Consider the following 24,674-nt stretch of genomic DNA (forward strand, 5'->3'; position numbering starts at 1 on the left):
CCCGGAACGCCGGACGTCCGGGAAACCGCGCGTCCGGCCGGGACCTGCCCGGACCGGCCCGCGGTCCCGTGGGCCCCCGTGCCGTGCCGGCCCCCGCACCCGCCCGGCGGGCGGGTCCTAGGCCCGGAACTCCGGCTTGCGCTCCGGGGAGGCCTCCGCCAGTGCCCTGGCGACGGCCTGCGCGCCGGCGCGCAGGCCGTAGACGGGGGTGTCGGGCTGCTGGCGCCAGGAGTCGTCGATGCCGCCCGCGTCCACGGTGTCGAAGCCGAGCTCCTCGATCAGGGCCCGGACCTTCCGCTTGGCCGCCTCGTCGTCACCGGCGACGGGCAGCGCCATCCGCTCGGGGTCGCCGGCGGGGCGGTGGCGGTCCAGGATGTCCTGGGCGTAGGTGCCGTTGAAGGCCTTGATCACGGGGTGGCCGAGCTGCCGTTCCGTCCAGCGGCTCTCGGTGAGGCCCTCGTCCTCGATGCCGGCGATCCTGCCGTCGCGCTGCCGCGGGTAGTAGTTGCCGGTGTCGATGACGGCCACGCCGTCGGCGGCCTCGTCGAACAGACCGGACGGCAGGTCCGGTACGGCCTTCAGGGGGACGGTGACGACGACGATCTCGGCGCCGCGCGCCGCCTCCTCGGCCCGTACCGGGGTCGCGCCGGTCTCCTCGGCCAGCTCGGTGAGCGTGTGGGGGCCGCGGGAATTGGCCACGGAGACGTCGTGGCCGAGGGCGGTGAGCCGCCGCGTGAGGTTGCCCCCGATGTTGCCCGCTCCGATGATGCCGATCTTCATGTCCGCTCGCCTCGCCTTCCGGGGATCGGTGTCCACTCCGGTTCCCTCCGGGAACCACCGTGATCGGCACCAACCCCCGGGGCGGGCGGGCTATTCCGGACCTACTTGTTCACGTGGGTCCAGAACTCCTCGAAGGACAGGACCTTGTCGCCGTTCAGGTCCCGGGACCTGATCACGGCCTCGGCGACCGACTCGGTGACGTTCCAGTCACCGCCCTGCGCCAGGGCGGCCTTGAACTCGGCGGCGGTGATGACCCCGTCCCCGTCCGTGTCGATCCGCTCGAACTGCTTGCGCGCTTCCTCGATGTCCGCCACCGGTCCGCCCCTCGTCTCGTACGTTGTCGCCTTGCTGACGCAGGTCAGATTATCGGGCTCCCTGATCCTCCAGTGCGGCGACCACCCGCCCGCGGGCCCTCCCGTGGGCGAGGACTCGGGGAGCGCGGGTGGTGACACGCCGCGGGAGCCCTCAGCGGTCCGTCACCCGCATCTCGAACCAGGTGGTCTTGCCGCGGGGCAGCAGGTCGACGCCCCAGCGGTCGGCGAGCCTGTCGACGAGGAAGATGCCCCGGCCGCTGACGTCCATGACCTGGACCGGCATGAGACAGGGCAGTCCGCGGGACGGGTCGCGGACCTCGACGCGGATCCAGCCGCGCCGGCGGCGCATGCGCAGCCCGAAGACCCGGGCGCCGGTGTGGCGCACGGCGTTGCCGACCAGTTCGGAGACGAGCAGGACGGCGTCCTCGGCGGCCTTGGCGGTGAGGCCCCACTCCCGCAGGACGACCACCTGGACGAGCCGGCGGGCGGTGGCGGCGGACTCCGGGCGGGACGGCATCGGAACTTCCGCCTCCGCCGGGCTGCCGAACGACTCCAGTGCCTTCAGGGCGCGTTCGTCCTCGACCGTCGGCGACCAGCGCGACGCGGCCGCACGTCCGTCCTCCCGCGGCTGTTCCCTTCCCTCCAGCCCCGCCATGCCCCCATCATGGCCGCCCCCGGGACCCCGGAAGACCGTTCCGGGGGAATGCGCCCCCCGTACGCCCCCGCCCGGCAGAGCGCCACCGGCATGGGCCGCCGGCACTTCGGAACCACCGAAGTGCCGTCCGGCCCGGGGAAACGACTCGCTCTCGGGCAATCGACGGGCTCCCTCGACACGAACGGCTTAAGGGCGCCCCAAGGCTTCCACAGTCCGCCCCGTCGAGGGACCCGGAAATCAGACATCGTGTCAATTGCAAGAGCGGGGAGTGGATTTCACAGGAACTTCGCCTTGCCCGGCCCCTCCTCCACGAAGCTGCGCATCCCCCGCTCGCGGTCCTCGGTGGCGAACAGGCCCGCGAACCAGTTCCGTTCGACGGCGAGCCCGGTGTCGATGTCCGTCTCGAGACCGGTGTCGATCGACTCCTTCGCCGCGCGCAGCGCGATCGCCGGCCCCTGCGCCAGCTTCGCGGCCCACGCGTGCGCCTGCGCGTAGACCTCGTCGGCGGGCACCACCCGGTCCACCAGGCCCAGCGCCAGCGCCTCGTCGGCCCGCACCTGGCGTCCCGTGAAGATGAGGTCCTTGGCCTTGGAGGGGCCGATCAGCCGGGACAGCCGCTGGGTGCCGCCCGCGCCCGGGATCAGGCCGAGCAGGATCTCGGGCTGGCCCAGCTTGGCGTTCTCCCCGGCGATCCGGTAGTCGGCGCAGAGCGCCAGCTCGCACCCGCCGCCGAGCGCGTAGCCGGTGACGGCGGCCACCACCGGCTTGGGGATGCGGGCCACGGCGGTGAAGGAGTCCTGGAGGGCCTTGGAGCGCAGCACCATGGCCGCGTGGTCCATGGCCTGCATCTCCTTGATGTCCGCGCCCGCCGCGAACACCTTCTCGCCGCCGTGGATCACCACGGCGCGCACGTCCTCGCGCCGCGCGGCCTCCTCGGCGAGCTCCTTCAACCGGTCCTGCGTGGCGACGTCCAGCGCGTTCATGGGCGGCCGGTCCAGCCGCAGCGTGCCGACGCCTTCGGCGACTTCCAGATGTACGGTCATGCCCCGCAGGTTAGCGGTCGTTCACACGCGGGGACACCACGGCCCACCCGGCGGGCCCCCACCGGGCGATCTCCCTGCGCGCGCGTCCAGCCGGTGGGGCATGATGCTCAGCCGTCGACAGGACAGAGCCCCCCGCTCGCGCCGTACCCGCGGATGCCCGAAAGGATGTCGCATGACCCACTGCCTACGGTTCTTCTTCGAGGCGGGTGTGGACACCCCCCTGTGGCCGGAGGACATGGACAGCCCGTACGGCTACCCCTGCGTGCTGGACAGGCTGCCGATCAGCCCGGCCACCCGGGAGGAACTGGCGAAGTTGTCCGAGTGGTACCAGTCGTCGATCGACTGGAAGTATCCGCCGGACCCCTCGCCGTGGTCGGACGAGGAGCGGCAGGCCTTCAAGCAGCGGGCGCACGCGGCCCTGGCCGCTTTGCGCCGCGAGCTGGGTACGGGCTGGACGGTCCGGGACGAGAGCCTGCTCTGAGGGGAGCGGCGTTTCCGTCCGAGCGCCGACGGACCTGGCCTCTGGCGAAAGGGCTCCTGAGCACGGCGTGCCGTGGGTCGTCAAGCCTTGCTCAGGGGCCTCAGCCGGCGCGGCGGGACCGGAACCCCGGACATCGTCCCTCCTCCGCCTCGATGCCGAAATGGGGCACGTGCGGGGACGGCGTCCGGCCCCGGTGCGGTACCTCGCACCGGGGCCGGACGCGTCGCGCGGGGGGGTCAGGCCTTCCACTTCTCCCAGGACATGTTCCAGCCGTTGAGGCCGTTGTCCGGGGCGATGACGGCGTCGTCGGAGTTCTTGACCTCCACGACGTCGCCGAGCAGGGAGTTGTTGAAGAACCAGGCGGCCGGGGCGTCCTTGTCCCAGCCGCCGCGGACGTCGCGCAGGCCGACGCAGCCGTGGCTGGCGTTGCGGTTGCCGAAGGCGTCGCCGCCCCAGTAGTTGCCGTGGATGAAGGTGCCGGAGGTGGACAGGCGCATGGCGTGCGGGACGTCCTTGATGTCGTACTCGCCGCCGTAGCCGACCGTCTCGCCGTTCATCCGGGTCACCGTCAGCTTCTCGCTGATGACCATCTTGCCGTTCCAGGTCTCGTAGCCGGGCGCGCCGGTGGTGACCGGGATGGTCCTGATGACCTTGCCGTCCCGCTTGACCTTCATCGTGAGCTTCTTGGCGTCGACGACGGAGACCTGCTCGCGGCCGATGGTGAAGGAGACCTTCTTGGACTGCTCGCCGTAGACGCCGTCGCGGCCCTCGACGCCGTCGAGGTTGAGGTCGACGGTGACCTTGGTGCCGGCCTTCCAGTACTTCTCGGGGCGGAAGTCGAGGCGGTCGTTGCCGAACCAGTGGCCCTCGACCTCGACGGCCGGCTCGGTGGTGATGCGGATGGCCTTCTCGACGTCCTCGGGGTTGGTGATGCCCCGGGTGAAGCGCAGCGAGAACGGCATGCCGACGCCGACCTTGGAGCCGTCCTCGGGGGTGAAGTGACCGATGAAGGTGTTCTTCGGCGTCAGGGTGGTGAAGCGGGAGTCCTCGGCGGCGGTGCGGCCCTCGGAGTCCTTGGCGACCGCGTGCACCGTGTACGTGGTGGAGGCGGCCAGGTGGGTGGACGGCGTCCAGGTGGCGCCGTCGCCGGATATCTTCCCGTCGACCCTGTCGCCGTCCGGGTCCTTGACGACGACGTCGGTCAGCTTGCCCTTGCCGGCGGTCACCTTCAGCGCGCCGCTGGTCTCGACGGACTTCGCGCCGTCCTCGGGCGCGATGCTCACCACGGCCTCGGACTGCTTGCTCCGCGCCGCGGTGGAGTCCTTGCCCTTGCCGTCGCCCGAGCCGGTCCCCGCCTCCGATCCTCCGCCGCCGCAGGCGGTCACCGCCAGCATCACGCCGAGTGCCAGCGCTGCCGCCCTCCTGCCGCCGCGCCTGCGTGCGCCCCCCGGCGCCGCCCCCGATATGGGCCCCACGTTCACTTGTTTCTCCCCTCGGCGGGCCCGACCGGGCCCGCGCCCCCGCGCGCCCCTCGCGCGCACGGCGATAGTAACCACAGGCCAGGGGCGTCCGGGGCGACGGGTGTGTCACCGTTCCGTTCCAAGTTCAACGGCCCGCCGGGGGAGGCGGGTCAGCGGTGCTTCACCGCGCTGCCCGCCGTCCACTCCTTCCAGTTCATGTTCCAGCCGCCGAGGCCGTTGTCCGGGGCGACCCGCTTGTCCTCGCTGTTGACGACCTCGACGACGTCGCCGACGAGGCTGCGGTCGAAGAACCAGCCCGCCGGGGTGTCCGGTCCGCCCCCCTTCACGTCGCGCAGACCGATGCAGCCGTGGCTGACGTTGGAGTCGCCGAAGACGTCGGCGTCGGCCCAGTAGTTGCCGTGCAGGAAGGTGCCGGAGCTGGTCAGGCGGATGGCGTGCGGGACGTCGGGGATGTCGTACTCGCCGCCGAAGCCGACCGTGCGGCTGTTCATCCGGGTGACCTCGAGCATCTCGGTGATCACCATCGTGCCGTTGTACGTGGGCGTCCTGCGCGCCCCCGCCGTGATGGGCACGGTGGCCAGCAGCTCCCCGTCCCGCCGCACCCGCAGGGTGTGCGCGGCGGCGTCGACCACCGACACCTGGCTGCGGCCGACGGTGAAGGTGAGGGTGCGGCGCTGGAGGCCGTAGACGCCCGGCGCCCCCTCGACGTCGCGCAGGTCCAGGTCGACGGTGACCTCGGTGCCGGGCTTCCAGTACTCCTCGGGGCGGAAGTCCAGCCGGGAGCCGCCGAACCAGTGCGGTCGGACCTCGACGGCCGGGCGGGCGGTGACGCGGACGGCGCGTTCGACGGCCGCGCGGTGGGCGATCCTCCGGTTGAACTCCAGGGAGACGATCATCCCGGTGCCGACGGTGGAGCGGTGCTCCGGGGCGACGTAGCCGATGAAGCGTTCCTCCGGGACGAAGGTGGTGAAAGTGGTGTGCCGGGCGGAGCGGCGGCCGACGCCGTCCACGGCCACCGCGTCGACGGTGTACTTCGCGGCAAGCGCCAGCCGTTCGTCGTCGGGCCTCCAGGTCAGCCCGTCGCCGGAGATCCGCCCGGGGACCCGCTTCTCCCGCGCGTCCTGCTCCACGACGACCTTCACCGACTCCAGCCGACCGTCCGGCACCCGCACCCGCAGCCGCGAGCCGGGCCGCACGTCCTTGCTGCCGTCGTCGGGCGACACGCGGATGACGTCCTCGGCGGCCGGGGGCCCGGCCGCACCGCCGGCGGTGCCGTCCGCGGTGCAGCCGGCGGCTCCGGTCAGCAGTCCTGCCCATGTCACTACGGCGGCCAGCACGGCCCTCGCGCGCCGTGCGCGCCCTTGTACGTACCTCACGCGGTGCCCAACGACGGGCCTCGGCTCCGGGAAACGACCGTGCCGCCCCCGGGGGAAACGTGAGTGCGAGGCACGCTCTGGGCAGAACAGTGGGGAGGACGACGCGCCGGGAACCGCGGCCGAGCCGATGAACGGGCCGCACACCCCTGTCCGCCGCCGTCCCCCACGAGCCGCGGGAGGCTGACAGGTGTCCAGCGCAGCCGAGCAGGAGACGGTGGCCCCGGGACGGGCCACCGGGGACGGGCGCCCGGCGGCCGTCGTGAACGGCGTGCGGCCGGCGCCGCCCGTACCCACGGTGCCGGTGCGGCCGGGCCGGCCGACGCCGCTGGGCGCCCGGTTCCGGGCCGGTCCGGACGGGGCGGCGGGGACCAACTTCGCGCTGTGGGCGGGCGGGGCGGAGGGCGTCGAGCTGTGCCTGTTCGACGAGCGGGGCGGGGAGAGCAGGGCCCGGCTCACCGAGCTGACGCACGGGATCTGGCACGGCTTCGTGCCGGGTGTGCTGCCCGGTCAGCGGTACGGCTACCGGGTGCACGGCCGCTGGGACCCGTGGACCGGCGCCCGCTGGAATCCGGCGAAGCTGCTGCTGGATCCGTACGCGCGCGCGGTGGACGGGGACTTCGCGCTGCCGCCCGAGGTGTACGGGCACGTCCGCGACTGGCCGGAGCAGCACGTCGCGGACACCGTGCGCGACGACCGGGACTCCGCGCCGCACGTCCCCAAGGGCGTGGTCGTCCACGACGGCGGACCCGACGACGAATGGACGTACGACCGCCGGCCGAAGACGCCGTGGGCGGACACGGTGATCTACGAACTGCACGTCAAGGGCTTCACCCAGCGGCACCCCGGCGTCCCCGGGGAACTGCGCGGCACCTACGCCGGCCTCGCGCACCCCGCCGCGGTCGAGCACCTGGTGCGGCTGGGCGTCACGGCGGTGGAGCTGCTGCCGGTGCACCAGTTCGCGCACGAGGACCACCTGCTGCGGCGGGGGCTGCGCAACTACTGGGGCTACAACTCCATCGGCTACTTCGCGCCGCACGCGGGCTACGCGGCCACCGGGACGAGGGGGCAGCAGGTCGGCGAGTTCAAGCGGATGGTGCGCGCCCTGCACGCGGCCGGCATCGAGGTGATCCTCGACGTGGTCTACAACCACACCGCGGAGGCGGGCGAGCTGGGCCCGACGCTCTCCCTGAAGGGCGTCGACAACCGCGGCTACTACCGCCTCCAGCCGGACGCCCGCCGGTACGCCGACTACACCGGCTGCGGCAACACCCTGCACGTCGTCCAGCCGCACGTGCTGCGGCTGATCACGGACTCCCTGCGCTACTGGGTGACGGAGATGGGCGTGGACGGCTTCCGCTTCGACCTGGCGGCGGCGCTGGCCCGCTCGACGCACGACGTGGACATGCTCTCCCCGTTCCTCGCGGTGATCGCCCAGGACCCGGTGCTGCGCCGGGTGAAGCTGATAGCCGAGCCGTGGGACGTGGGCTCCGGGGGGTACCAGGTGGGCGCGTTCCCTCCCCCGTGGACGGAGTGGAACGACCGCTACCGCGACGCCGTGCGGGACTTCTGGCGGCACGCGCTGCCGGACGTGCGGGAGATGGGCTACCGGCTGTCCGGCTCCAGCGACCTGTACGCCCGGGGCGGGCGGCGGCCGTACGCCTCGGTCAACTACGTCACCGCGCACGACGGCTTCACCCTGCGCGACCTGGTGTCGTACGGGCGCAAGCACAACGAGGCGAACGGCGAGGGCAACCGGGACGGCACGGACGACAACCGGTCCTGGAACTGCGGCGCGGAGGGGGAGACGGAGGACGAGGGCGTACGGGCCCTGCGGCGGCGGCAGCTGCGGAACCTGCTGACCACGCTGCTGCTGTCGACGGGCGTGCCGATGCTGGTCGCGGGCGACGAGATGGGCCGCACCCAGGGCGGCAACAACAACGCCTACTGCCAGGACAACGAGACCGGCTGGGTGGACTGGACGCTCGTGGACGACCCGGACTGGCGGCCCCTGCGGGAGCTGACCTCCCGGCTGATCGCCCTGCGCCACCGGCACCCGGTGCTGCGCCGCCGCGCCTTCTTCTCCGGCCGCGCGCACTCCGCGGACGGGCTGCGCGACCTGGCCTGGTTCACCCCGCGCGGCACGGAGATGACCGAGGACGACTGGTACGCGCCGGCCGCCACGCTCGGCATGTACCTCTCCGGGCGGGACATCCCGGGGCGCGACGAGCACGGGGCTCCGGTCCTCGACGACAGCTTCCTGGCCGTCCTGCACGCGGGGCACGATCCGGTGGAGTTCGAGCTGCCGGGGCCGCCGTGGGCCGAGCGGTACGAGGTGGTCGTGGACACCGGGCGGGAGGAGCAGGACCGGGCCCCGGCCGTGGAGCACCGCGGGGGGACGCGGATCACGGTGCCGGGCCGGACGGTGCTGCTGCTGCGGGTGGGGACCTGACCGGCGGCGGCGCCCGGTCAGCCGAGGATGCCCCGGTCGTAAGGGGCGTACCGGTGTGGTGGACATCCGGCGCAGGATGCCGGTCTCCCGGTAGCCGGTGAGGGTCGGCGGCATGCCCTGGAGCCCGCCGACGATCAGTCCGAGGAGGACGGCCACCGGCACGTAGGCGTCGACCGGGCGCAGACCGCCGAGGCCGGGGTCGGCCTCGCGGAAGGAGGGGATGGAGCCGAGGACCACCAGCAGCAGGGTCGGGAAGAGCGTGCCCCAGAAGATGCCGCCGGGTTCGCGCCGGAAGAGGCGGAACTCGGTCCGCAGGACGGCGGTGTCGAGGACGTCGGTGCTCATGCCGGGGTCTCCGTGAGGTCCAGGAAGGCGTCGTCCAGCGTGGCGTCGGTGACGCGCAGCTGGTGGGCGGTGACGCGGGAGCGGGCGAGGAGGGTGAGGACGGCGTCGACCGTCTCGTCGGTGCCGGACAGGGTGACCCGGCCGTCCTTGTGCCGCACCGAGGCGAGCCCGGGCAGCGCCCTCAGGTCGGCGTCGTCCAGCGGGGCGGACGGGGTTGAAGCCGATGACGGTGGCGCCCGCCGAGCGGCGGATCAGGCCGGCCGGGGTGTCCAGCGCGGCGACCCGCCCCCGGTCGATCACCGCGATGCGGTCGCAGAGGCGCTGGGCCTCCTCCATGAAGTGGGTGACGAGGAGGACGGTGACGCCGCCCGCGCGGATGTCCTCGATCAGCTCCCAGGTGTCGCGCCGGGCGCGCGGGTCGAGGCCGGTGGTGAGCTCGTCCAGCACCACGATCCGCGGATTGCCGATCAGGGCGAGCGCGATGAACAGGCGCTGCTTCTGACCACCGGACAGCTCGGCGAACCGGGTGGTCAGCTTCGGGCGAGACCGAGCCGTTCGGCGAGCGGGCGCCAGTCGGCGGGACGGGGGTGGAAGGAGGCGTACAGCTCCAGGGCCTCGCGGACGGTGAGCTTGGGCTGCAGCTCGCTCTGCTGGAGCTGGGCGCCGAGGACGCGGGTGACCTCCCGGTGGTCGGCCACGGGATCGAGGCCGGTGACCCGGACGCGGCCCGCGTCGGGGACGCGCAGGCCCTCGACACACTCCACGGTGGTGGTCTTGCCGGCGCCGTTCGGGCCGAGGATGCCGAAGATCTCGCCCTCCTCGACGGTGAAGGAGACACCGTCGACGGCCGCACGGCCTCCGTAGGACTTGCGCAGATCGGTGACGTCGATGACGGACATGGCTCCAGCGTCGCCGTACGCGGGGCACCGGCGCATCGGCCGGTGCGCTCGAACGGGTATCGGCCGATCGGTTGATACGTGGCGTACGACTTTTCCGTAGTCGCAGGTCGTAGGACCGACGACGGAAGGGGGTCCGGTCGAAACCCGGTGGGCAGCGTCAGTGGCGTTCCGTAGGCTCGCTGCTGATGCCCACTACACCTTCCCCCCCGGAACCCCGCTCCACCGTGCGGACGCTGCTGCGGCTGTGGCCGTTCGTGCGGCCCGTGCGGGCGCGGCTGTTCACCGCCGCGTTCATCGCGATCGTCGCCTCCTGCATCGGACTGGTCATCCCGCTCGTCCTGAAGTGGATGGTGGACGGTCCGGTCGCCGACCGGGATCCGGCGGGGGTGTGGCTCGGCGCGCTGTACCTGCTGCTGCTCGGGCTGGCGGAGGCGCTGCTGTTCGGGTTCCGGCGGTGGCTGGTGGCGCGTCCGCTGTCGCACGTCGAGGCGGAGATGCGGGCGGAGCTCTACCGGCACCTGCAGCGGCTGCCGGTCGCCTTCCACGACCGGTGGCCCTCGGGGCAGTTGCTGTCGCGGGCCACGACGGATCTGATGCTGCTGCGCATGTTCCTGGCCTTCCCGCTGACGTTCCTCCTGGTCAACGGGGTGACGATTCTCGTCGGCGTGATCATCATGCTGGTGCAGGACTGGACGCTGGGGCTGGTGATCCTGATCCCGGCCGTGCCGGTGCTGATCACCTGCGTGGTGTTCGAGAAGCGGTACTCCGGGGCGGCCCGGCTGGCGCAGGACCAGGTGGGCGATCTGACGACGGTGGTCGAGGAGGGCGTGCTCGGCATCCGGATCATCAAGGGGTTCGGCCGGCACCGCAGCCAGGCGCGGGCGTTCCGGGAGCTGTCGGGGAGGCTGCGGGGGACGGAGCTGCACAAGGCCCGGCTGCTGGCGACGATCCTGGGCGTCATCGTGACGCTTCCCGAGCTGGCGATCGGGGCGGCGCTGGTGCTGGGGGCCGTGCGGGTGGCGGACGGGTCGCTGTCCGCGGGAACGCTGGTGGCGTTCCTGTCCACGGCGCTCGCCCTGCGGTGGCCGGTGGACTCGATCGGCTTCCTGCTGGCGATGAGCCAGGAGGCGGCGACGGCGACGGAACGGTACTTCGAGGTGATGGACGCGGAACCCGAATCCGGGGTGCGCGGGGGGCCGTGGCGCAGCCCGGCGTCGCGGAGCGCCGCCGCGCCCACCCGTGCCGCCCCCGCGGCACGGGTGGGCGCGGCGGCGGAAGGGCTGGTCTTCGAGGACGTCAGCTTCCGCTACCCCGACGCCCCGCCGGGCTCCCCGCCCGTCCTGGACCGCGTCGACCTCCACATCCGCCCCGGCGAGTCCCTCGCCCTCGTCGGTGCCACCGGCAGCGGCAAGACCACCCTCACCGCGCTCGTGCCGCGCCTCCACGAGGTGACCTCCGGCCGGATCACCCTCGACGGGACGGACATCACCGAGATGTCCCGCGAGGAGCTGCGGTCCCGGGTCGCCGTCGCCTTCGAGGAGCCCACCCTCTTCTCCGCGACCGTCGGCGAGAACGTGCTGATGGGCGGCGGGAGCGGCGAGGCGGACCTGGAGCGCGCCCTCGCCGTCGCCCAGGCCGACTTCGCGCACGCGCTGCCGCAGGGGGTGGACACCCCGGTCGGCGAGCAGGGGCTCAGCCTCTCCGGCGGTCAGCGGCAGCGGCTCGCGCTGGCCAGGGCCGTCGTCGGACGCCCCGACTTCCTGGTCCTCGACGACCCGCTGTCCGCGCTCGACGTGCACACGGAGGCCGCGGTCGAGGCCGCCCTGCGCCGGGTGCTCGCGGACACCACCGCCCTGATCGTGGCCCACCGCCCCTCCACGGTCCTGCTCGCCGACCGCGTCGCCCTGCTCTCCGGCGGCCGGATCACCGCGGTCGGCACCCACCACGAACTGCTGCGCGACAACCCCGAGTACGCGCACCTCATGTCCGGCGCCCCCGCGGGGGAACAGGAGGACGAGCGATGACGGCGGCCACCACCGCACCCGTCGAAAGCCAGGACGACGACCGGACCCCGCCGTCCGACGACCCCTTCGACCAGGACCGGCTGCCCGCTCCCCCGGGCGCCACCGGCGCACTGCTGCGTTCCCTGCTGTCGCCGCTGCGCGGCAGGGTGGCCGTCACCGCGCTGTTGCTGCTGCTCCAGCAGGCCGCCGTGCAGGCGGGCCCGCTGCTGGTGGCGTACGCCATCGACCGGGCCGTGCCCGCGTTCCGCGGCGACGACGACGGGCCGCTGATCGCGGTGGCGGTGGGCTACCTGCTGTGCGCGGGGGCGGCCGGAGCGCTGCAGTACGGCTTCGTCACCGCCTCCGCCCGGGTCAGCCAGGACGTGCTGCTCGACCTGCGCGGCCGCATCTTCCGGCACGCGCAGGCGCTCAGCGTCGACTTCCACGAGCGCTACACCTCGGGCCGCCTCATCTCCCGCTCCACCACCGACGTCGAGTCGCTGCGGGAGCTGCTGGAGGAGGGCCTGCAGGAACTGGTGATGGTCATCCTGTCGGCCGTCTACGTCTCGGTGCTGCTGCTCTGGCTGGACCTCGGGCTCGGCGCCGTCGCGGTGGCGTCCTTCGTGCCGCTGTACGGGCTCGTGCGGTCGTACCGGCGGCGGGCGGGGCGGGTGTACCGGAAGCGGTCGACGGCCATCGCGGCGGTGATCGTGAAGTTCGTCGAGACGATGAACGGCATCCGGCCGGTGCGCGCCTTCCGCCGGGAGGCCGCCAACGACGCCGACTTCGCGGTGCTGAACCGGCGGCACGAGCGGACCAACGGCGACGCGCTCCTTGAGATGGCCCGCTACGTCGTCGGCTCCCGGATCACCGCCAACACCACGGTGGCGCTGATCGTGCTGTGGGGCGCCCACCGGGTCGCGGACGGGTCGCTGGAACTCGGTGTGCTGGCGGCGGCGGTGCTGTACCTGCGCCGGCTGTACGACCCGATCGACCGGCTCGGCATGTTCCTGAACTCCTACCAGTCGGCGGCGGCCTCGCTGGAGAAGATCGCCGGTCTGCTGGCGCAGACCCCGTCGGTGCCCGAGCCGCCGGCCCCCCAAGAGCTGCCGGCCCGGCGCTCCGGGCTCCCCGGCCGCGAGGTCGTCTTCGACGGCGTCCGGTTCGCCTACCGCACCGGCGGCGAGGTGCTGCCCCGCTTCGGCCTCACCCTCCCGGCCGGGCAGACCGTCGCGGTCGTCGGCTCCACCGGCGCGGGCAAGTCGACGCTGGCGAAGCTGCTCGCCCGCTTCTACGACCCCACCGACGGCCGGGTGCTGCTCGACGGGGTGGACCTGCGCGACCTCGCGGGACGCGATCTGCGGCGCGAGGTGGTGATGGTGACGCAGGAGGCGTTCCTGTTCTCCGGCACGGTCGCCGAGAACATCTCGATCGGCCGGCCGGACGCCACCCGTGAGGAGATCGAGCGGGCGGCGAAGGAGATCGGCGCGCACGACTTCATCGCCGCCCTGCCCGACGGCTACGACACCGACGTGCGCAAGCGGGGCGGCCGCATCTCGGCCGGCCAGCGCCAGCTGGTCTCCTTCGCGCGGGCGTTGCTGGCGGACCCGGCGGTCCTCATCCTGGACGAGGCGACCAGCTCGCTGGACGTCCCCGGCGAGCGGGCGGTGCAGCGGGCGATGGCGACGGTGCTGAGGGGGCGTACGGCGGTGGTGATCGCGCACCGGCTGTCGACGGTGGAGATCGCGGACCGGGTGCTGGTGATGGAGCACGGCCGGATCGTGGAGGACGGCAGCCCGGCCGGGCTGGTCGCCGGCACCGGCAGGTTCGCCGACCTGCACCGGGCCTGGCGGGACAGTCTGGCTTGACATGCTCCTCGCCCCGAAGGGCGGGGATTTTGGCCTTCCCTGACTGGTTGCCGTGCCGCTACGCGGCATGGTTTCCGGTCGGGAATCCGTGGCTTCCTGTTTCTTCGCGCTGTGCCAGAACGGGTCCTGGTCTTACCGGCGCTCCGCAGGCGGATACCGCCAGTCCGGCGGCCGTTTCGATGTTGAGTGCGGCATTGTGGTCGCGGTCGTGGACCGTGCCACAGGCGCTGCAGGTCCATTCCCTCACGTTCAAGGGTTTGGGCCCGTCCTTGGCCCCGCAGGTGGAACAGGTCTGGGAGGTCGGCTCGAACCGGCCGATCTTCACCAGGGTGCGCCCGTACCGGGCGGCCTTGTACTCCAGCATGTTCACGAACGACGCCCAGCCCGCGTCATGGACGGACTTGGCCAGCCTGGTGCGGGCCAGTCCCGCCACCGACAGGTCCTCCACGGCGATCCCTTGGTTCTCGGAGATCAGCTTCGTGGAGAGCCGGTGGTGGAACTCGCGGCGTGCATCAGCCACCTTGGCGTGAGCGCGGGCGACCTTCAGGCGGGCCTTGGCGCGGTTCTTGGATCCCTTCTGCTTGCGGGACAGCTCCCACTGGGCCTTCTTCAGTTTCTTCTCCGCGCGCCGCAGGAAACGCGGGGAGTCGATCTTCGTACCGTCGGACAGGACCGCGAAGTGCGTGAGGCCGAGATCGATACCGACGGTCTGGTCGGTGGCGGGCATCCGGGCGGGGTCGGTGTCGATGACGAAGGACGCGAAGAACCGGCCGGCCGCGTCCCTGACGACGGTGACGGAAGTCGGGGTGGCGGGCAGCGTGCGGGACCACTTCACCTTCACCGCCCCGATCTTCGGCAGGTCCAGACGGCCTGCGACGGTGATCTTCCAGCGGGCATTCGCGGTGAACCGGATCGACTGCCGGTGATCCTTGCGGGACTTCAAACGCGGCGGACCCGGTTTCGGGCCCTTGGGGGTGCCCTTGAGGGAGGCGAAGAAGTTGCGGTACGCGGTTTCGGCGTCCCGCAGGGACTGCTGGAGCACCACCGCGGAGATCTCACCCAGCCAGGCACGCTGGGCTGTCCGCTTGGCCTCGGTGATCAGCTTCCGGGACAGCTCCCCGGCCGTCGGGAACGGCCGCCCGGCCTGACGGGCGTCCTCACGGGCACGGACCGCGTCATTGAACACGGCACGGGCGCACCCGAACGCCCTGGCCAGCGCGGTCTGCTGGACGGCGCTCGGGTACAACCGGAAGGCGTACCGAAGCTGCATGCGAAGAGCGTACGAACGAGCCATACCGGATGTCGCTGGGAACATCCGTTCCCCGCCTCACCCTCGGTGACCGCACTGTCCGGCTCCGCCGGACCTGAACCCGCGACGCCTCGCGTCGCCACTGTCAGATTCGCTTCACCGCCGACCGGCCCATCACCTGCCTGCCGGTCTTGGTGTTCAGCTTCGAGGTACCGTCCGGACGGGACTCCGGAACGCGGTCGGTGCCGATCACGTGGAAGCCCTCGTGCGCATGCTTTCTGCGCCAGGTGGGCTCGCCGAACCCGGAGGCGAACCGGGCCGTCCTGGCCTTGGCGAAGTCCTGCAACGCCTGCTGCTGCACATCCGCGTTCCCGGCCCGCAACCAGTCGTTGTCCCGCCGGGCCTCGGTTTTCCGCACCGCCGGTCATCCCCAGGTGTACCGAGCCACCGTGTACGCGGTCGGGCCGGTGAGCGCTGCCCCTGCGCCATCGGTCATGCCCAGGATCTCGAAGCCGGCGCCCTCCACGTAGCGCTCCAACTCGCGGGGGAACAGGACACGTCTGCGGATCTCGTCCTGGGCCTCGTCGCCCGCGGGAAACACCCAGTGCCGGTGCATGGTGTTGATCTGGGTCCGCAGGTCCCACTCGTATCGGATGGTGACTGTCGCGGATCCGTTCGGAGTGTCGACCGTGGCGGTGGTCGGCTCGGTCCGGGTGATCGGGGCGACGGCCGTCCTGGAGGGCCGCACGGTCATCGCGATCGCGCACCGGCTGCACACCGCGCACGACGCCGACCGGGTGGCCGTCATGGAGGACGGCAGACTCACCGAACTGGGCACGCACGACGCCCTGGTGGCGGCCGGCGGGGCGTACGCGACGCTGTGGCGCTCCTGGCACGGGGACCGGCCCACACCCCTCCCGTAACGGTCCGCATATCGAACGTGAACTCCCGGACAACGAACGGTTTCCGGCCAAATTCCTGACGCGCCCCTGACAGAAACCGCGATCCCCTGCCACTCTTCCCACGGCCGCTCCACAGCAACCCCACAGCGTCACCCCACCGTTGTCCGGCGGCCACGGCTCACAGCACTTCCGTTCTGCCCGGGCGGCTCACCCGCCGTCCGGTCTCCCCAGGCCGCGCGACCCGCGGCCGCGCAGAAGGAGTCAGCGTTGAGAAGCAGGTCCCACAGACGCACCCCCCACGCCACGCACCGCCGTGCCGCCGCCGTCGCCCTCGCCGGGGTGGCCGCGCTGATCGCCACGGCCGTGCAGTCCGGTACCGCCGCCGCCGCCCCCGAGCAGGCGCCGGCGGCGGCGAGCAAGGGCACGCCGGGTTCGGAGTCGGTCAGGCTCACCCCCGCCCAGCGCGCCGAGCTGATCCGCGAGGCGAACGCCACCAGGGCGCAGACCGCGAAGGACCTCGGCCTGGGCGCGAAGGAGAAGCTCGTCGTCCGTGACGTCCTCAAGGACCGCGACGGCACCGTGCACGTCCGCTACGAGCGCACCTACGACGGCCTGCCCGTCCTCGGCGGCGACCTGGTCGTCCGGGGCGACCGGACCGGTGAGGCCGACGCCGTCGTCAAGGCCACCCGGGCCGCGGTGAAGCCCGCCACCACCACCGCCGAGGTGCCGGCCGCCAGGGCGGAGCAGCAGGCGCTGTCCGCCGCGAAGGCCGAGAAGGCCGAGGACGCCGACGTCGACCGGGCCCCGCGCAAGGTGATCTGGGCCGCCGGGGGCGAACCGGTCGTGGCGTACGAGACGGTCGTCGGCGGTCTCCAGCACGACGGCACCCCGCAGGAACTGCACGTCGTCACCGACGCCACCACGGGCGAGAAGCTGTACGAGTGGCAGGCCGTCCACAACGGGACCGGCAACACCGTCTACAGCGGCACCGTCGACCTGACCACCACCCAGTCCGGGTCGTCGTACAACCTCACCGACGGGGCGCGCGGCGGGCACAAGACGTACAACCTCAACCGCGGCACCTCCGGCACCGGCACGCTCTTCTCCGGCTCCGACGACGTCTGGGGCAACGGCAGCCCGTCCAACCTGGAGTCGGCCGCCGCCGACGCCCACTACGGGGCCGCGCTGACCTGGGACTACTACAAGAACGTGCACGGCCGCAGCGGCATCCGCGGCGACGGCGTGGGCGCCTACTCCCGGGTCCACTACGGCAACAACTACGTCAACGCCTTCTGGTCCGACAGCTGCTTCTGCATGACCTACGGCGACGGCTCCGGCAACGCCAACCCGCTCACCTCGATCGACGTGGCCGCGCACGAGATGACCCACGGCCTGACCTCGAACACCGCGGGCCTCAACTACAGCGGCGAGTCCGGCGGCCTGAACGAGGCGACCAGCGACATCTTCGGCTCGACCGTCGAGTTCTACGCCAACAACTCCTCCGACGTCGGTGACTACCTCATCGGCGAGGAGATCGACATCAACGGCGACGGCACCCCGTTGCGCTACATGGACAAGCCGAGCAGGGACGGCGCGTCCAAGGACTCCTGGTACTCGGGCATCGGCAGCGTCGACGTCCACTACTCGTCCGGCCCCGCCAACCACTTCTTCTACCTGCTGAGCGAGGGCAGCGGCACCAAGACCATCAACGGCGTCACCTACAACTCGCCCACCTCGGACGGCCTCCCGGTCACCGGCATCGGCCGCGCCAAGGCGGAGAAGATCTGGTTCCGCGCGCTGACCACCAAGTTCACCTCCACCACCAACTACGCGGGCGCCCGCACCGGCACCCTGGCGGCGACCGGTGAGCTGTACGGCACGGACAGTGCCGAGTACAAGGCGGTGCAGGACGCGTGGGCGGCCATCAACGTCGGCTCGCGCTCCGGTGACGGCGGCGGCGGTGGCGGCACGTCCTTCGAGAACACCGCCGACGTGTCGATCCCGGACGCCGGCTCCGCGGTGACCTCCTCGATCACCGTCTCCGGACGGACCGGCAACGCGCCCTCCAACCTCCAGGTCTCGGTCGACATCGTGCACACCTACAGCGGCGACCTGGTGGTCGACCTGCTGGCCCCGGACGGCACGGTGTACAACCTGCGCAACCGCAGCGGCGGCTCCGCGGACAACATCAACCAGACCTTCACGGTCAACGCCTCCTCCGAGACCGCCAACGGCACCTGGAGCCTGCGCGTCCAGGACCGGGCCCGGTACGACACCGGCTACATCAACGGCTGGAAGCTCACCTTCCCGTAAAGAGCCGTGGTCAGAGCGTCGCCCCGGGTGGTCAGGCACCCCCGGGGCGACGCCCCTTTTTTGCCGAGCCCATGCACTCCCCTGGTTGGGTCTTTACCGAGGTCACGCCGCTTTACCCGCACGCAATCTTCACCTCGACGACTGTTTTCGGCCAACATCATTCGACCCTCATGACATGTACGCGTCGCTGGTGTCACTCTTCCTTCGCTCGACGCACCACCGCACCACCGCACCACCCCGGCCGGCCCCCAACCGCCCGGGCACCCCCACTTGACACGAGGAGCTCGAGTGACTCCCCTCTACGCGCGTCACCAGCGCACCGCTCTGGCCGTCGCCACCACTGTCGTGGCCGGAGCCCTGCTCACCACCGGTCTGACCACCGGTACCGCAGCCGCCGACTCCGCGCCCGCCGGCAAGCCGGCCGGCGTCCCGGTGCTGCTGTCCGCCGCCGCCCGCACCTCCCTCATCCAGGAGCAGCAGGCGTCGGCCACCGAGACCGCGGGCGAGATAGGTCTCGGCGCCAAGGAGAAGCTGGTCGTCAAGGACGTCGTCAAGGACGCCGACGGCACGGTCCACACCCGCTACGAGCGCACCTACGACGGGCTGCCCGTGCTCGGCGGCGACCTGGTCGTGCACGAGCCGGCCGCCGGCGGCGCCAGAACCGTGACCAAGGCCGTCAGGGCGGCCGTCAAGGTGCCCTCCGTGACGCCGAGGATCACCGCGGGCAAGGCCGAGAAGCAGGCGGTCGCCGCCGCGGAGGCGGCCGGATCGGAGAGGACGGAGGCCGACTCCGCACCCCGCAAGGTGGTCTGGGCCGCCGACGGCACGCCCGTCCTGGCCTACGAGACCGTGGTCGGCGGCCTGCAGGACGACGGCACCCCCAACGAGCTGCACGTGATCACCGACGCCGCCACCGGCGAGAAGCTGTACGAGTGGCAGGGCGTCCACACCGGCACCGGCAAGGGCCTGTACTCGGGCACGGTCACCCTGGGCACCTACAGGTCGGGCTCGACGTACCAGCTGTACGACACCGGCCGCGGCGGCCACAGGACCTACAACCTGGCGCGCGGCACCTCCGGCACCGGCACCCTGTTCACCGACGCGGACGACACCTGGGGCACCGGCGCCGCCTCCAGCTCCTCCACCGACCAGACCGCCGCCGTGGACGCCGCCTACGGCGCCCAGGTGACCTGGGACTTCTACAAGAACACCTTCGGCCGCAACGGCATCCGCGGCGACGGCAGGGCCGCCTACTCCCGGGTCCACTACGGCAGCAACTACGTCAACGCCTTCTGGTCCGACAGCTGCTTCTGCATGACCTACGGCGACGGCTCCGGCAACACCCACCCGCTGACCTCGCTGGACGTCGCCGCGCACGAGATGAGCCACGGCCTCACCTCCAACACCGCGGGCCTCAACTACAGCGGCGAGTCCGGCGGCCTGAACGAGGCGACCAGCGACATCCTCGGCGCGGGCGCGGAGTTCTACGCGGCCAACTCCTCCGACCCCGGTGACTACCTCATCGGCGAGAAGATCAACATCAACGGCAACGGCACCCCGCTGCGCTACATGGACAAGCCGAGCAAGGACGGCGCCTCGAAGGACTACTGGTCCTCCGGCCTCGGTTCGGTCGACGTGCACTACTCCTCGGGTCCCGCGAACCACTTCTTCTACCTGCTGGCCGAGGGCAGCGGCTCCAAGACCATCAACGGCGTGACCTACAACTCGCCGACGTACAACGGCTCCACCGTCACCGGCATCGGCCGCGCCAAGGCGCTGCAGATCTGGTACAAGGCGCTGACCACGTACTTCACCTCGACGACCAACTACAAGGCGGCCCGTACGGGCACCCTGAACGCGGCGTCGGCCCTGTACGGCTCCGGCAGCACCGAGTACAAGGCGGTCGCTGCGGCCTGGACCGCGATCAACGTCAGCTGATCCCGTCCCGCTCGCACACCGGGCGGCACCCGGAGCGTTCCTTCCCCGCTCCGGGTGCCGCCCCGGTCGCGTCCCCGGGGCCTGCGGCCCCCTACCCTTGGGTCCCATGTCTTCGGCGGACTTCACCTACGACCACGTCGGCGGGACCCGTGAGCAGGGCTTCTGTCCTCCCGGCTTCCACCCGATGCACGTGCGCACGCGGCTCGGCGAGGGCGAGGACGTCTTCCGGCGGGCCGCCCGGGCGCTGCTCACCTGGGAGCTGCACCGCGAGCTGGGGGTCGGCGTCGAGACCGCCGCCGACCGCGCGGCCCCGGACGTCGACGTCACCATCACCCTCGCCGGGGTCGTGAAGGCGCCCTGCCGCGTGGTGTGGACGGTGGAGGAGCACCGCAGGGCCGGCTGGGCGTACGGCACCCTGACCGGGCACCCCGAGTGCGGCGAGGAGTCCTTCGTGGTGGACCGCACCGGCGACGGGACGGTGTGGCTGACGGTGGAGGCGTTCAGCAGGCCGGCCCGCTGGTACTCCCGCGCGGGCGGCCCGGCCACCCGCGGCCTCCAGCACGCGTACGCCCGCCGCTGCGGCAAGGTCCTCCGCCGCCTGGCCACGAGCGGCGTCGACCAGGACTGACCACACGCCCTCCGCCTGCGGGCAGTCGCGCCTCCCCCAGGGCGGCACGGGTGGGCGCAGGCGGCACCCCGTTCGGTCGCCCCCGCCGCCCCTTCCCGTCCCGTCCCCGGGGCGCTGCCCCCGGCCCCCGGCCCCCGCTCCTCAGGCGCCGGAGGGGCTGAGTGGTGCCGGACGGGCTGAGCGAGGCCAAAGGGGCTGCCGTGCCTCACCGCATCAGCAGTCCCGCCGCCTCCACCACGTCCTCCGACGGCACCGCGACCAGCCCCAGCTCCGCCCCGGAGGCGAGCAGCCGGTGACCGGGCAGGATGCGGACCGTGTAGCCGAAGGGCCCCGTCCGGTCCAGCGAGAGCGGCCCCTCGTACACCCACCGTCCCTCCGGATCCGGCGCCCCCACCGGTTTCAGCGGCACCGCCGTCGCACCGGTGATGCGGTCCTCCCCGTCCACCCGCCCGGAGACCGCCTGCACCTCGACGTCCTCCGGTTCGAGGTCGCCCAGCCCCACCCGCACCCGCAGCCCGAGCGTGGTGCCGAGCTCCGCGGTGGCCGCCGTCGCGGACGTCTCGACGTGGTCGACGGTCACCCCGTGCCAGGCGGCCCGCACCCGCGCCTTCCACCCGGCCAGGGAACGCGCGGAGTCCGGGTCCATCGCGCGGTGCGCGTGCGCGGCGGGCGCGTACAGCCGCTCCACGTACTCCCGGACCATCCGCCCGGCCAGCACCTTCGGCCCGAGCAGGCTCAGCGTCCGCCGCACCATCTCGATCCACCGGTCCGGCAGTCCCGTGCGCCCCCGGTCGTAGAAGCACGGGGTGATCCGCTGCTCCAGCAGGTCGTACAGCGCCGCGGCCTCTATGGCGTCGCGCCGGTCCGGGTCCGTGCCCACGCCGTCCGCGGTGGGCACGGCCCAGCCGAAGTCGGGCTGGAACCACTCGTCCCACCAGCCGTCCAGGACCGAGAGGTTGAGGCAGCCGTTGAGCGCGGCCTTCATCCCGCTGGTGCCGCACGCCTCCAGCGGCCGGAGCGGGTTGTTCAGCCAGACGTCGCAGCCGGGGTAGAGCTTCTGCGCCATCCCCATGCCGTAGTCGGGCAGGAACACGATCCGGTGGCGCACGCGCGGGTCGTCGGCGAAGCGGACCAGCTCCTGGATGAGCCGCTTGCCGCCGTCGTCCGCGGGGTGCGCCTTGCCCGCGACCACGATCTGCACCGGCCGCTCGGGGTGCAGCAGCAGCTTCGTCAGCCGGTCCCGGTCGCGCAGCATCAGCGTCAGCCGCTTGTACGACGGGACGCGCCGGGCGAAGCCGATGGTCAGCACGTCCGGATCGAGCACCCCGTCGATCCAGCCCAGCTCGGCCGTCCCGGCGCCGCGCTGCCGCCAGGAGGCGCGCAGCCGCTCGCGCACCTCGAGGACCAGCAGCTCGCGCAGGGAGCGGCGCAGTTCCCAGACGTCCCGGTCGGCGATGTCCGCGACGGAGTCCCAGCGGTCGGAGTCGCCGACGCTCAGCGCCTCCTCGGCGCGCCGGGCGCCGAGCTGCCGGGCGCCCAGCCGGTACACCTCGGGGGCGACCCAGGTGGGCGCGTGCACCCCGTTGGTGACGGAGGTGATGGGCACCTCCTCGGGGTCGAAGCCCGGCCAGAGCCCGGAGAACATCTCCCGGCTGACCTGCCCGTGCAGCAGGGAGACCCCGTTGGCCCGCTGGGCCAGGCGCAGGCCCATGACGGCCATGTTGAACAGGTGGGGCTCGCCGCCGGGGTAGCTCTCCGTGCCGAGCCGAAGGATGCGGTCGACCTCCATGTCCGGCAGTTCGGCGTGCGGGCCGAAGTGCCGGGCGACCAGTTCGCGGTCGAAGCGGTCGATGCCGGCCGGGACGGGGGTGTGGGTGGTGAACACGGTTCCCGCCCGGACCGCCTCGAGGGCCGCGTCGAAGTCCAGCCCCTCGGCCCGCAGTTCGGCGATGCGCTCCAGGCCGAGGAAGCCGGCGTGGCCCTCGTTGGTGTGGAACACCTCGGGTGCGGCGTGCCCGGTCAGCCTGCAGTACGCGCGTACCGCGCGGACCCCTCCTATCCCGAGCAGCATCTCCTGCAGCAGCCGGTGCTCGCTGCCGCCCCCGTAGAGCCGGTCCGTCACCCCGCGTGCGCCGGGGTCGTTCTCCTCGACGTCGGAGTCCAGCAGGAGCAGCGGGACCCTGCCCACCCGGGCCAGCCAGATCCGGGCCCGCAGCGAGCGGTCGCCGGGCAGGGCGAGGGTGATCCGGGCGGGGGTGCCGTCGGGCTCCTCGAGCTGGTCGAGCGGCAGTTCGTTGGGGTCGAGCACGGGGTAGTGCTCCTGCTGCCAGCCGTCCCGGGAGAGGGACTGCCGGAAGTAGCCGTGCCGGTAGAGCAGGCCGACGCCGATGAGCGGGACACCGAGGTCGCTGGCGGCCTTGAGGTGGTCGCCGGCGAGGATGCCGAGTCCGCCGGAGTACTGCGGCAGGGCGGCCGTGATGCCGAACTCCGGGGAGAAGTAGGCGACGGCGGCGGGCAGCCGGCCGGTCTGCGCCTGGTACCAGCGGTCGCCGGTCATGTAGGCGTCCAGATCGCCGGCGACCGCGTCGAGGCGGTCCAGGAAGTCACGGTCGCCGGCCAGCTCGGCGAGCCGTTCGGCCGCCACGCCGCCGAGCAGCCGCACGGGGTCGCAGCCGGCGGCGGCCCAGCCCTCGGGATCGACGGAGCGGAACAGGTCACGGGTCTCCGCGTGCCAGGACCAGCGCAGGTTGCGGGCCAGGTCGCTGAGGGCGCGCAGGGGTTCGGGGAGCACGGGTCGGACGGTGAATCGACGGATCGCCTTCACAAGCCACCTCGGCGCGTTCGTGAGAGACGCGGTGTGCGTCCGGGCATCGTTGCCGACAGTACCGGCGCGGGCACGGTCCGCGCGGGAAGCCGGGAGACACGGGTACCTCCGTGACCCCGTCCAAACGATTCACCTCAGGTCGGACATGGCCGGTTCCGCCCCCGTGGGCGTTCTCGTCGCGCACCGCCCCGCACCGGACGCCTCCCCTCCCGGGTACCCACGGCCCGCGCCGCACTCCCGCCGGGCGTGGAACGGGCCGTCACGGCCGGCGCGGCCGGCCCGCAGGACAAGAAACCGGCCTTTTCCTCCTCCGGTTCCGTCCCGGTCCGCTCGCCCGGGGATCCCGGTCCCCCCGTCCTCCGCCGCGGGCGGTGTCGCGCGGACCGCCTCCCCCGGGTACGCCGGGAGCGTCCCCACGGGCTGCGGGCGCGGCGGCGCCGTACCGTGCCGGGCACCGGCGGGTGACCCCGGCGTGGAGGGCGAACGCGCAGGTCAAGAGGGGGACGGGGGGAAGCCGGGCTCATGCGGGACCGGGGCGCCGAACCGGGCGCTCCGGGTGCCGGGCCCGTGGCGGTGCCCCGCCGGGGCACCGGACGGCGCACGCTCCGGGCGGTGCCGGCGGCGGCGGGAACGGGTCCGCCGCGGACCGGACCCGCCCGTGCGGAGGAGGCCGGTCTTGTGTGTCGACATACGCGCGAGTAGTTAACAAAGTGCCGGATTGCCCACCCGGACAGTATGGGAAGGCTCCTGCGGGTACTCCCTCAGCAGCATCACGCAGGACCCACCTCCCCACAGTCATCCGCCCACCCACGTTGACGCGGACAGGAGCGGTCATGCCCGCCACGCACCACTCGTCATCCCCGCCGACCCCGGGAGCCCGCCCCCCCGTGGAGCGCGGCGCCGGACCCGCCGCGGTCCGCCCGGCCGAGACCGGCCCCCCGCCGCCGCCCGCCGCCGTGCCCCCGGCCCCCGCGACCGCCGTGGGGCGCATCCCCGTCCTCGACGTCCGGCCGGTGGTCCAGCGGGGACGCCGGCCGGCCAAGGCCGTCGTGGGCGAGACGTTCGAGGTCACGGCCACCGTGTTCCGCGAGGGGCACGACGCGGTCGCCGCCGACGTGGTGCTGAG

The 24,674-nt window shown here is 72.6% G+C and carries 20 protein-coding genes and 3 pseudogenes; 9 read left to right on the plus strand and 14 right to left on the minus strand.

Translation table 11 applies throughout. The annotated features are described in order from the left end of the window. Positions 1-117 precede the first annotated feature (117 nt). The 4 genes from ABTY20_RS30405 to ABTY20_RS30420 form a co-directional block, all read right to left on the minus strand. Complete coding sequence (locus ABTY20_RS30405; protein ID WP_352000356.1) at positions 118-816, minus strand: NADPH-dependent F420 reductase; 699 nt, start codon at positions 814-816, stop codon at positions 118-120. A gap of 65 nt (positions 817-881) precedes the next feature. Next, on the minus strand, positions 882-1,094 hold the full coding sequence (locus ABTY20_RS30410; RefSeq protein WP_352000357.1) for an EF-hand domain-containing protein: 213 nt from the start codon (positions 1,092-1,094) through the stop codon (positions 882-884). 151 nt (positions 1,095-1,245) lie between these two features. Then, positions 1,246-1,749 carry an ATP-binding protein gene (locus ABTY20_RS30415; RefSeq protein WP_352000358.1) on the minus strand — a complete coding sequence of 168 codons (504 nt, stop codon included), beginning with the start codon at positions 1,747-1,749 and terminating at the stop codon, positions 1,246-1,248. 275 nt (positions 1,750-2,024) lie between these two features. Continuing rightward, positions 2,025-2,792 carry an enoyl-CoA hydratase/isomerase family protein gene (locus tag ABTY20_RS30420; protein WP_352000359.1) on the minus strand — a complete coding sequence of 256 codons (768 nt, stop codon included), beginning with the start codon at positions 2,790-2,792 and terminating at the stop codon, positions 2,025-2,027. 172 nt (positions 2,793-2,964) lie between these two features. Between ABTY20_RS30420 and ABTY20_RS30425 the strand changes: the two genes are divergently transcribed. Beyond that, positions 2,965-3,273, plus strand: a complete 309-nt coding sequence (locus ABTY20_RS30425) for an immunity protein CdiI family protein (protein ID WP_352000360.1) — start codon at positions 2,965-2,967, stop codon at positions 3,271-3,273. A 236-nt stretch (positions 3,274-3,509) separates the two neighbouring features. Here the strand turns inward: ABTY20_RS30425 and ABTY20_RS30430 are convergent, their stop codons facing one another. Both ABTY20_RS30430 and ABTY20_RS30435 read right to left on the minus strand, forming a co-directional pair. After that, positions 3,510-4,754: a L,D-transpeptidase gene (locus ABTY20_RS30430; protein ID WP_352000361.1), complete on the minus strand. Its 1,245-nt coding sequence runs from the start codon at positions 4,752-4,754 to the stop codon at positions 3,510-3,512. A gap of 149 nt (positions 4,755-4,903) precedes the next feature. After that, on the minus strand, positions 4,904-6,130 hold the full coding sequence (locus ABTY20_RS30435; protein WP_352000362.1) for a L,D-transpeptidase: 1,227 nt from the start codon (positions 6,128-6,130) through the stop codon (positions 4,904-4,906). A gap of 187 nt (positions 6,131-6,317) precedes the next feature. Between ABTY20_RS30435 and glgX the strand changes: the two genes are divergently transcribed. Next, a complete protein-coding gene (gene glgX, locus ABTY20_RS30440; RefSeq protein ID WP_352000363.1) occupies positions 6,318-8,579 on the plus strand; it encodes a glycogen debranching protein GlgX in 2,262 nt (753 codons plus the stop codon). A 42-nt stretch (positions 8,580-8,621) separates the two neighbouring features. On the opposite strand, the pseudogene ABTY20_RS30445 reads toward glgX, so the two are convergent. The 4 genes and pseudogenes from ABTY20_RS30445 to ABTY20_RS35435 all read right to left on the minus strand — a co-directional run. Next, positions 8,622-8,924 (minus strand): annotated as a pseudogene (locus ABTY20_RS30445) (ABC transporter permease); the annotation flags it as partial. Continuing rightward, positions 8,921-9,082, minus strand: a complete 162-nt coding sequence (locus ABTY20_RS35425) for a hypothetical protein (protein ID WP_502991923.1) — start codon at positions 9,080-9,082, stop codon at positions 8,921-8,923. The pseudogene ABTY20_RS30445 and the gene ABTY20_RS35425, both read right to left, overlap by 4 nt. 241 nt (positions 9,083-9,323) lie before the next feature. Continuing rightward, positions 9,324-9,527: pseudogene (locus tag ABTY20_RS35430) on the minus strand (ATP-binding cassette domain-containing protein); the annotation flags it as partial. Next, positions 9,455-9,859, minus strand: coding sequence for an ATP-binding cassette domain-containing protein (locus ABTY20_RS35435; protein ID WP_502991924.1), 405 nt, complete (start codon positions 9,857-9,859; stop codon positions 9,455-9,457). The gene ABTY20_RS35435 and the pseudogene ABTY20_RS35430, both read right to left, overlap by 73 nt. A gap of 149 nt (positions 9,860-10,008) precedes the next feature. Here ABTY20_RS35435 and ABTY20_RS30455 point away from each other — a divergent pair, with 149 nt between their 5' ends. Then, a complete protein-coding gene (locus ABTY20_RS30455) occupies positions 10,009-11,847 on the plus strand; it encodes an ABC transporter ATP-binding protein (RefSeq protein ID WP_352000364.1) in 1,839 nt (612 codons plus the stop codon). Then, positions 11,844-13,694, plus strand: a complete 1,851-nt coding sequence (locus ABTY20_RS30460) for an ABC transporter ATP-binding protein (RefSeq protein ID WP_352000365.1) — start codon at positions 11,844-11,846, stop codon at positions 13,692-13,694. Before ABTY20_RS30455 ends, ABTY20_RS30460 begins: the two co-directional genes overlap by 4 nt. Before the next feature lie 58 nt (positions 13,695-13,752). Here the strand turns inward: ABTY20_RS30460 and ABTY20_RS30465 are convergent, their stop codons facing one another. The 3 genes from ABTY20_RS30465 to ABTY20_RS30475 form a co-directional block, all read right to left on the minus strand. Next, a complete protein-coding gene (locus ABTY20_RS30465) occupies positions 13,753-14,964 on the minus strand; it encodes an RNA-guided endonuclease InsQ/TnpB family protein (RefSeq protein ID WP_352000366.1) in 1,212 nt (403 codons plus the stop codon). Between the two features lie 124 nt (positions 14,965-15,088). Further along, entirely contained in the window at positions 15,089-15,361 is a 273-nt protein-coding gene (locus tag ABTY20_RS30470; protein ID WP_352000367.1) for a hypothetical protein, read from the minus strand. 6 nt (positions 15,362-15,367) lie between these two features. Further along, positions 15,368-15,559, minus strand: coding sequence for a hypothetical protein (locus ABTY20_RS30475; protein WP_352000368.1), 192 nt, complete (start codon positions 15,557-15,559; stop codon positions 15,368-15,370). Positions 15,560-15,671: 112 nt separating this feature from the next. On the opposite strand from ABTY20_RS30475, the pseudogene ABTY20_RS30480 reads away from it, so the two are divergent. The 4 genes and pseudogenes from ABTY20_RS30480 to ABTY20_RS30495 form a co-directional block, all read left to right on the plus strand. Then, positions 15,672-15,866: pseudogene (locus tag ABTY20_RS30480) on the plus strand (ABC transporter ATP-binding protein); the annotation flags it as partial. Between the two features lie 246 nt (positions 15,867-16,112). Beyond that, positions 16,113-18,158 (plus strand): M4 family metallopeptidase, encoded by a 2,046-nt coding sequence (locus ABTY20_RS30485; protein WP_352000369.1) that lies wholly within the window; start codon positions 16,113-16,115, stop codon positions 18,156-18,158. Between the two features lie 288 nt (positions 18,159-18,446). Beyond that, the gene (locus tag ABTY20_RS30490; RefSeq protein WP_352000370.1) at positions 18,447-20,096 is read left to right on the plus strand and encodes a M4 family metallopeptidase; all 1,650 of its coding nucleotides are present in this window, start codon (positions 18,447-18,449) and stop codon (positions 20,094-20,096) included. A 106-nt stretch (positions 20,097-20,202) separates the two neighbouring features. Next, a complete protein-coding gene (locus tag ABTY20_RS30495) occupies positions 20,203-20,724 on the plus strand; it encodes a DUF1990 domain-containing protein (protein ID WP_352000371.1) in 522 nt (173 codons plus the stop codon). 205 nt (positions 20,725-20,929) lie between these two features. On the opposite strand, the gene ABTY20_RS30500 is transcribed toward ABTY20_RS30495, so the two are convergent. Then, on the minus strand, positions 20,930-23,548 hold the full coding sequence (locus ABTY20_RS30500; protein ID WP_352000372.1) for a glycosyltransferase family 1 protein: 2,619 nt from the start codon (positions 23,546-23,548) through the stop codon (positions 20,930-20,932). Positions 23,549-24,381: 833 nt separating this feature from the next. Between ABTY20_RS30500 and ABTY20_RS30505 the strand changes: the two genes are divergently transcribed. Then, positions 24,382-24,674, plus strand: a 293-nt coding sequence (locus ABTY20_RS30505) for a maltotransferase domain-containing protein (RefSeq protein WP_352000373.1), incomplete at its 3' end; no start/stop codon positions are given.

The organism is Streptomyces sp. NPDC126497, assembly GCF_040302425.1.
Classification (GTDB): domain Bacteria; phylum Actinomycetota; class Actinomycetes; order Streptomycetales; family Streptomycetaceae; genus Streptomyces.

Bases quoted from the DNA above. Each gene is read 5' to 3' on its own strand.
- ABTY20_RS30425 (WP_352000360.1), top strand. From the start codon at position 2,965: ATGACCCACTGCCTACGGTTCTTCTTCGAGGCGGGTGTGGACACCCCC.
- ABTY20_RS30420 (WP_352000359.1), bottom strand. From the start codon at position 2,792: ATGACCGTACATCTGGAAGTCGCCGAAGGCGTCGGCACGCTGCGGCTG.
- ABTY20_RS35435 (WP_502991924.1), bottom strand. From the start codon at position 9,859: ATGCGCCGGTGCCCCGCGTACGGCGACGCTGGAGCCATGTCCGTCATC.
- ABTY20_RS30460 (WP_352000365.1), top strand. From the start codon at position 11,844: ATGACGGCGGCCACCACCGCACCCGTCGAAAGCCAGGACGACGACCGG.
- ABTY20_RS30495 (WP_352000371.1), top strand. From the start codon at position 20,203: ATGTCTTCGGCGGACTTCACCTACGACCACGTCGGCGGGACCCGTGAG.
- ABTY20_RS30455 (WP_352000364.1), top strand. From the start codon at position 10,009: ATGCCCACTACACCTTCCCCCCCGGAACCCCGCTCCACCGTGCGGACG.
- ABTY20_RS30475 (WP_352000368.1), bottom strand. From the start codon at position 15,559: ATGCACCGGCACTGGGTGTTTCCCGCGGGCGACGAGGCCCAGGACGAG.
- ABTY20_RS30465 (WP_352000366.1), bottom strand. From the start codon at position 14,964: ATGCAGCTTCGGTACGCCTTCCGGTTGTACCCGAGCGCCGTCCAGCAG.
- ABTY20_RS30415 (WP_352000358.1), bottom strand. From the start codon at position 1,749: ATGGCGGGGCTGGAGGGAAGGGAACAGCCGCGGGAGGACGGACGTGCG.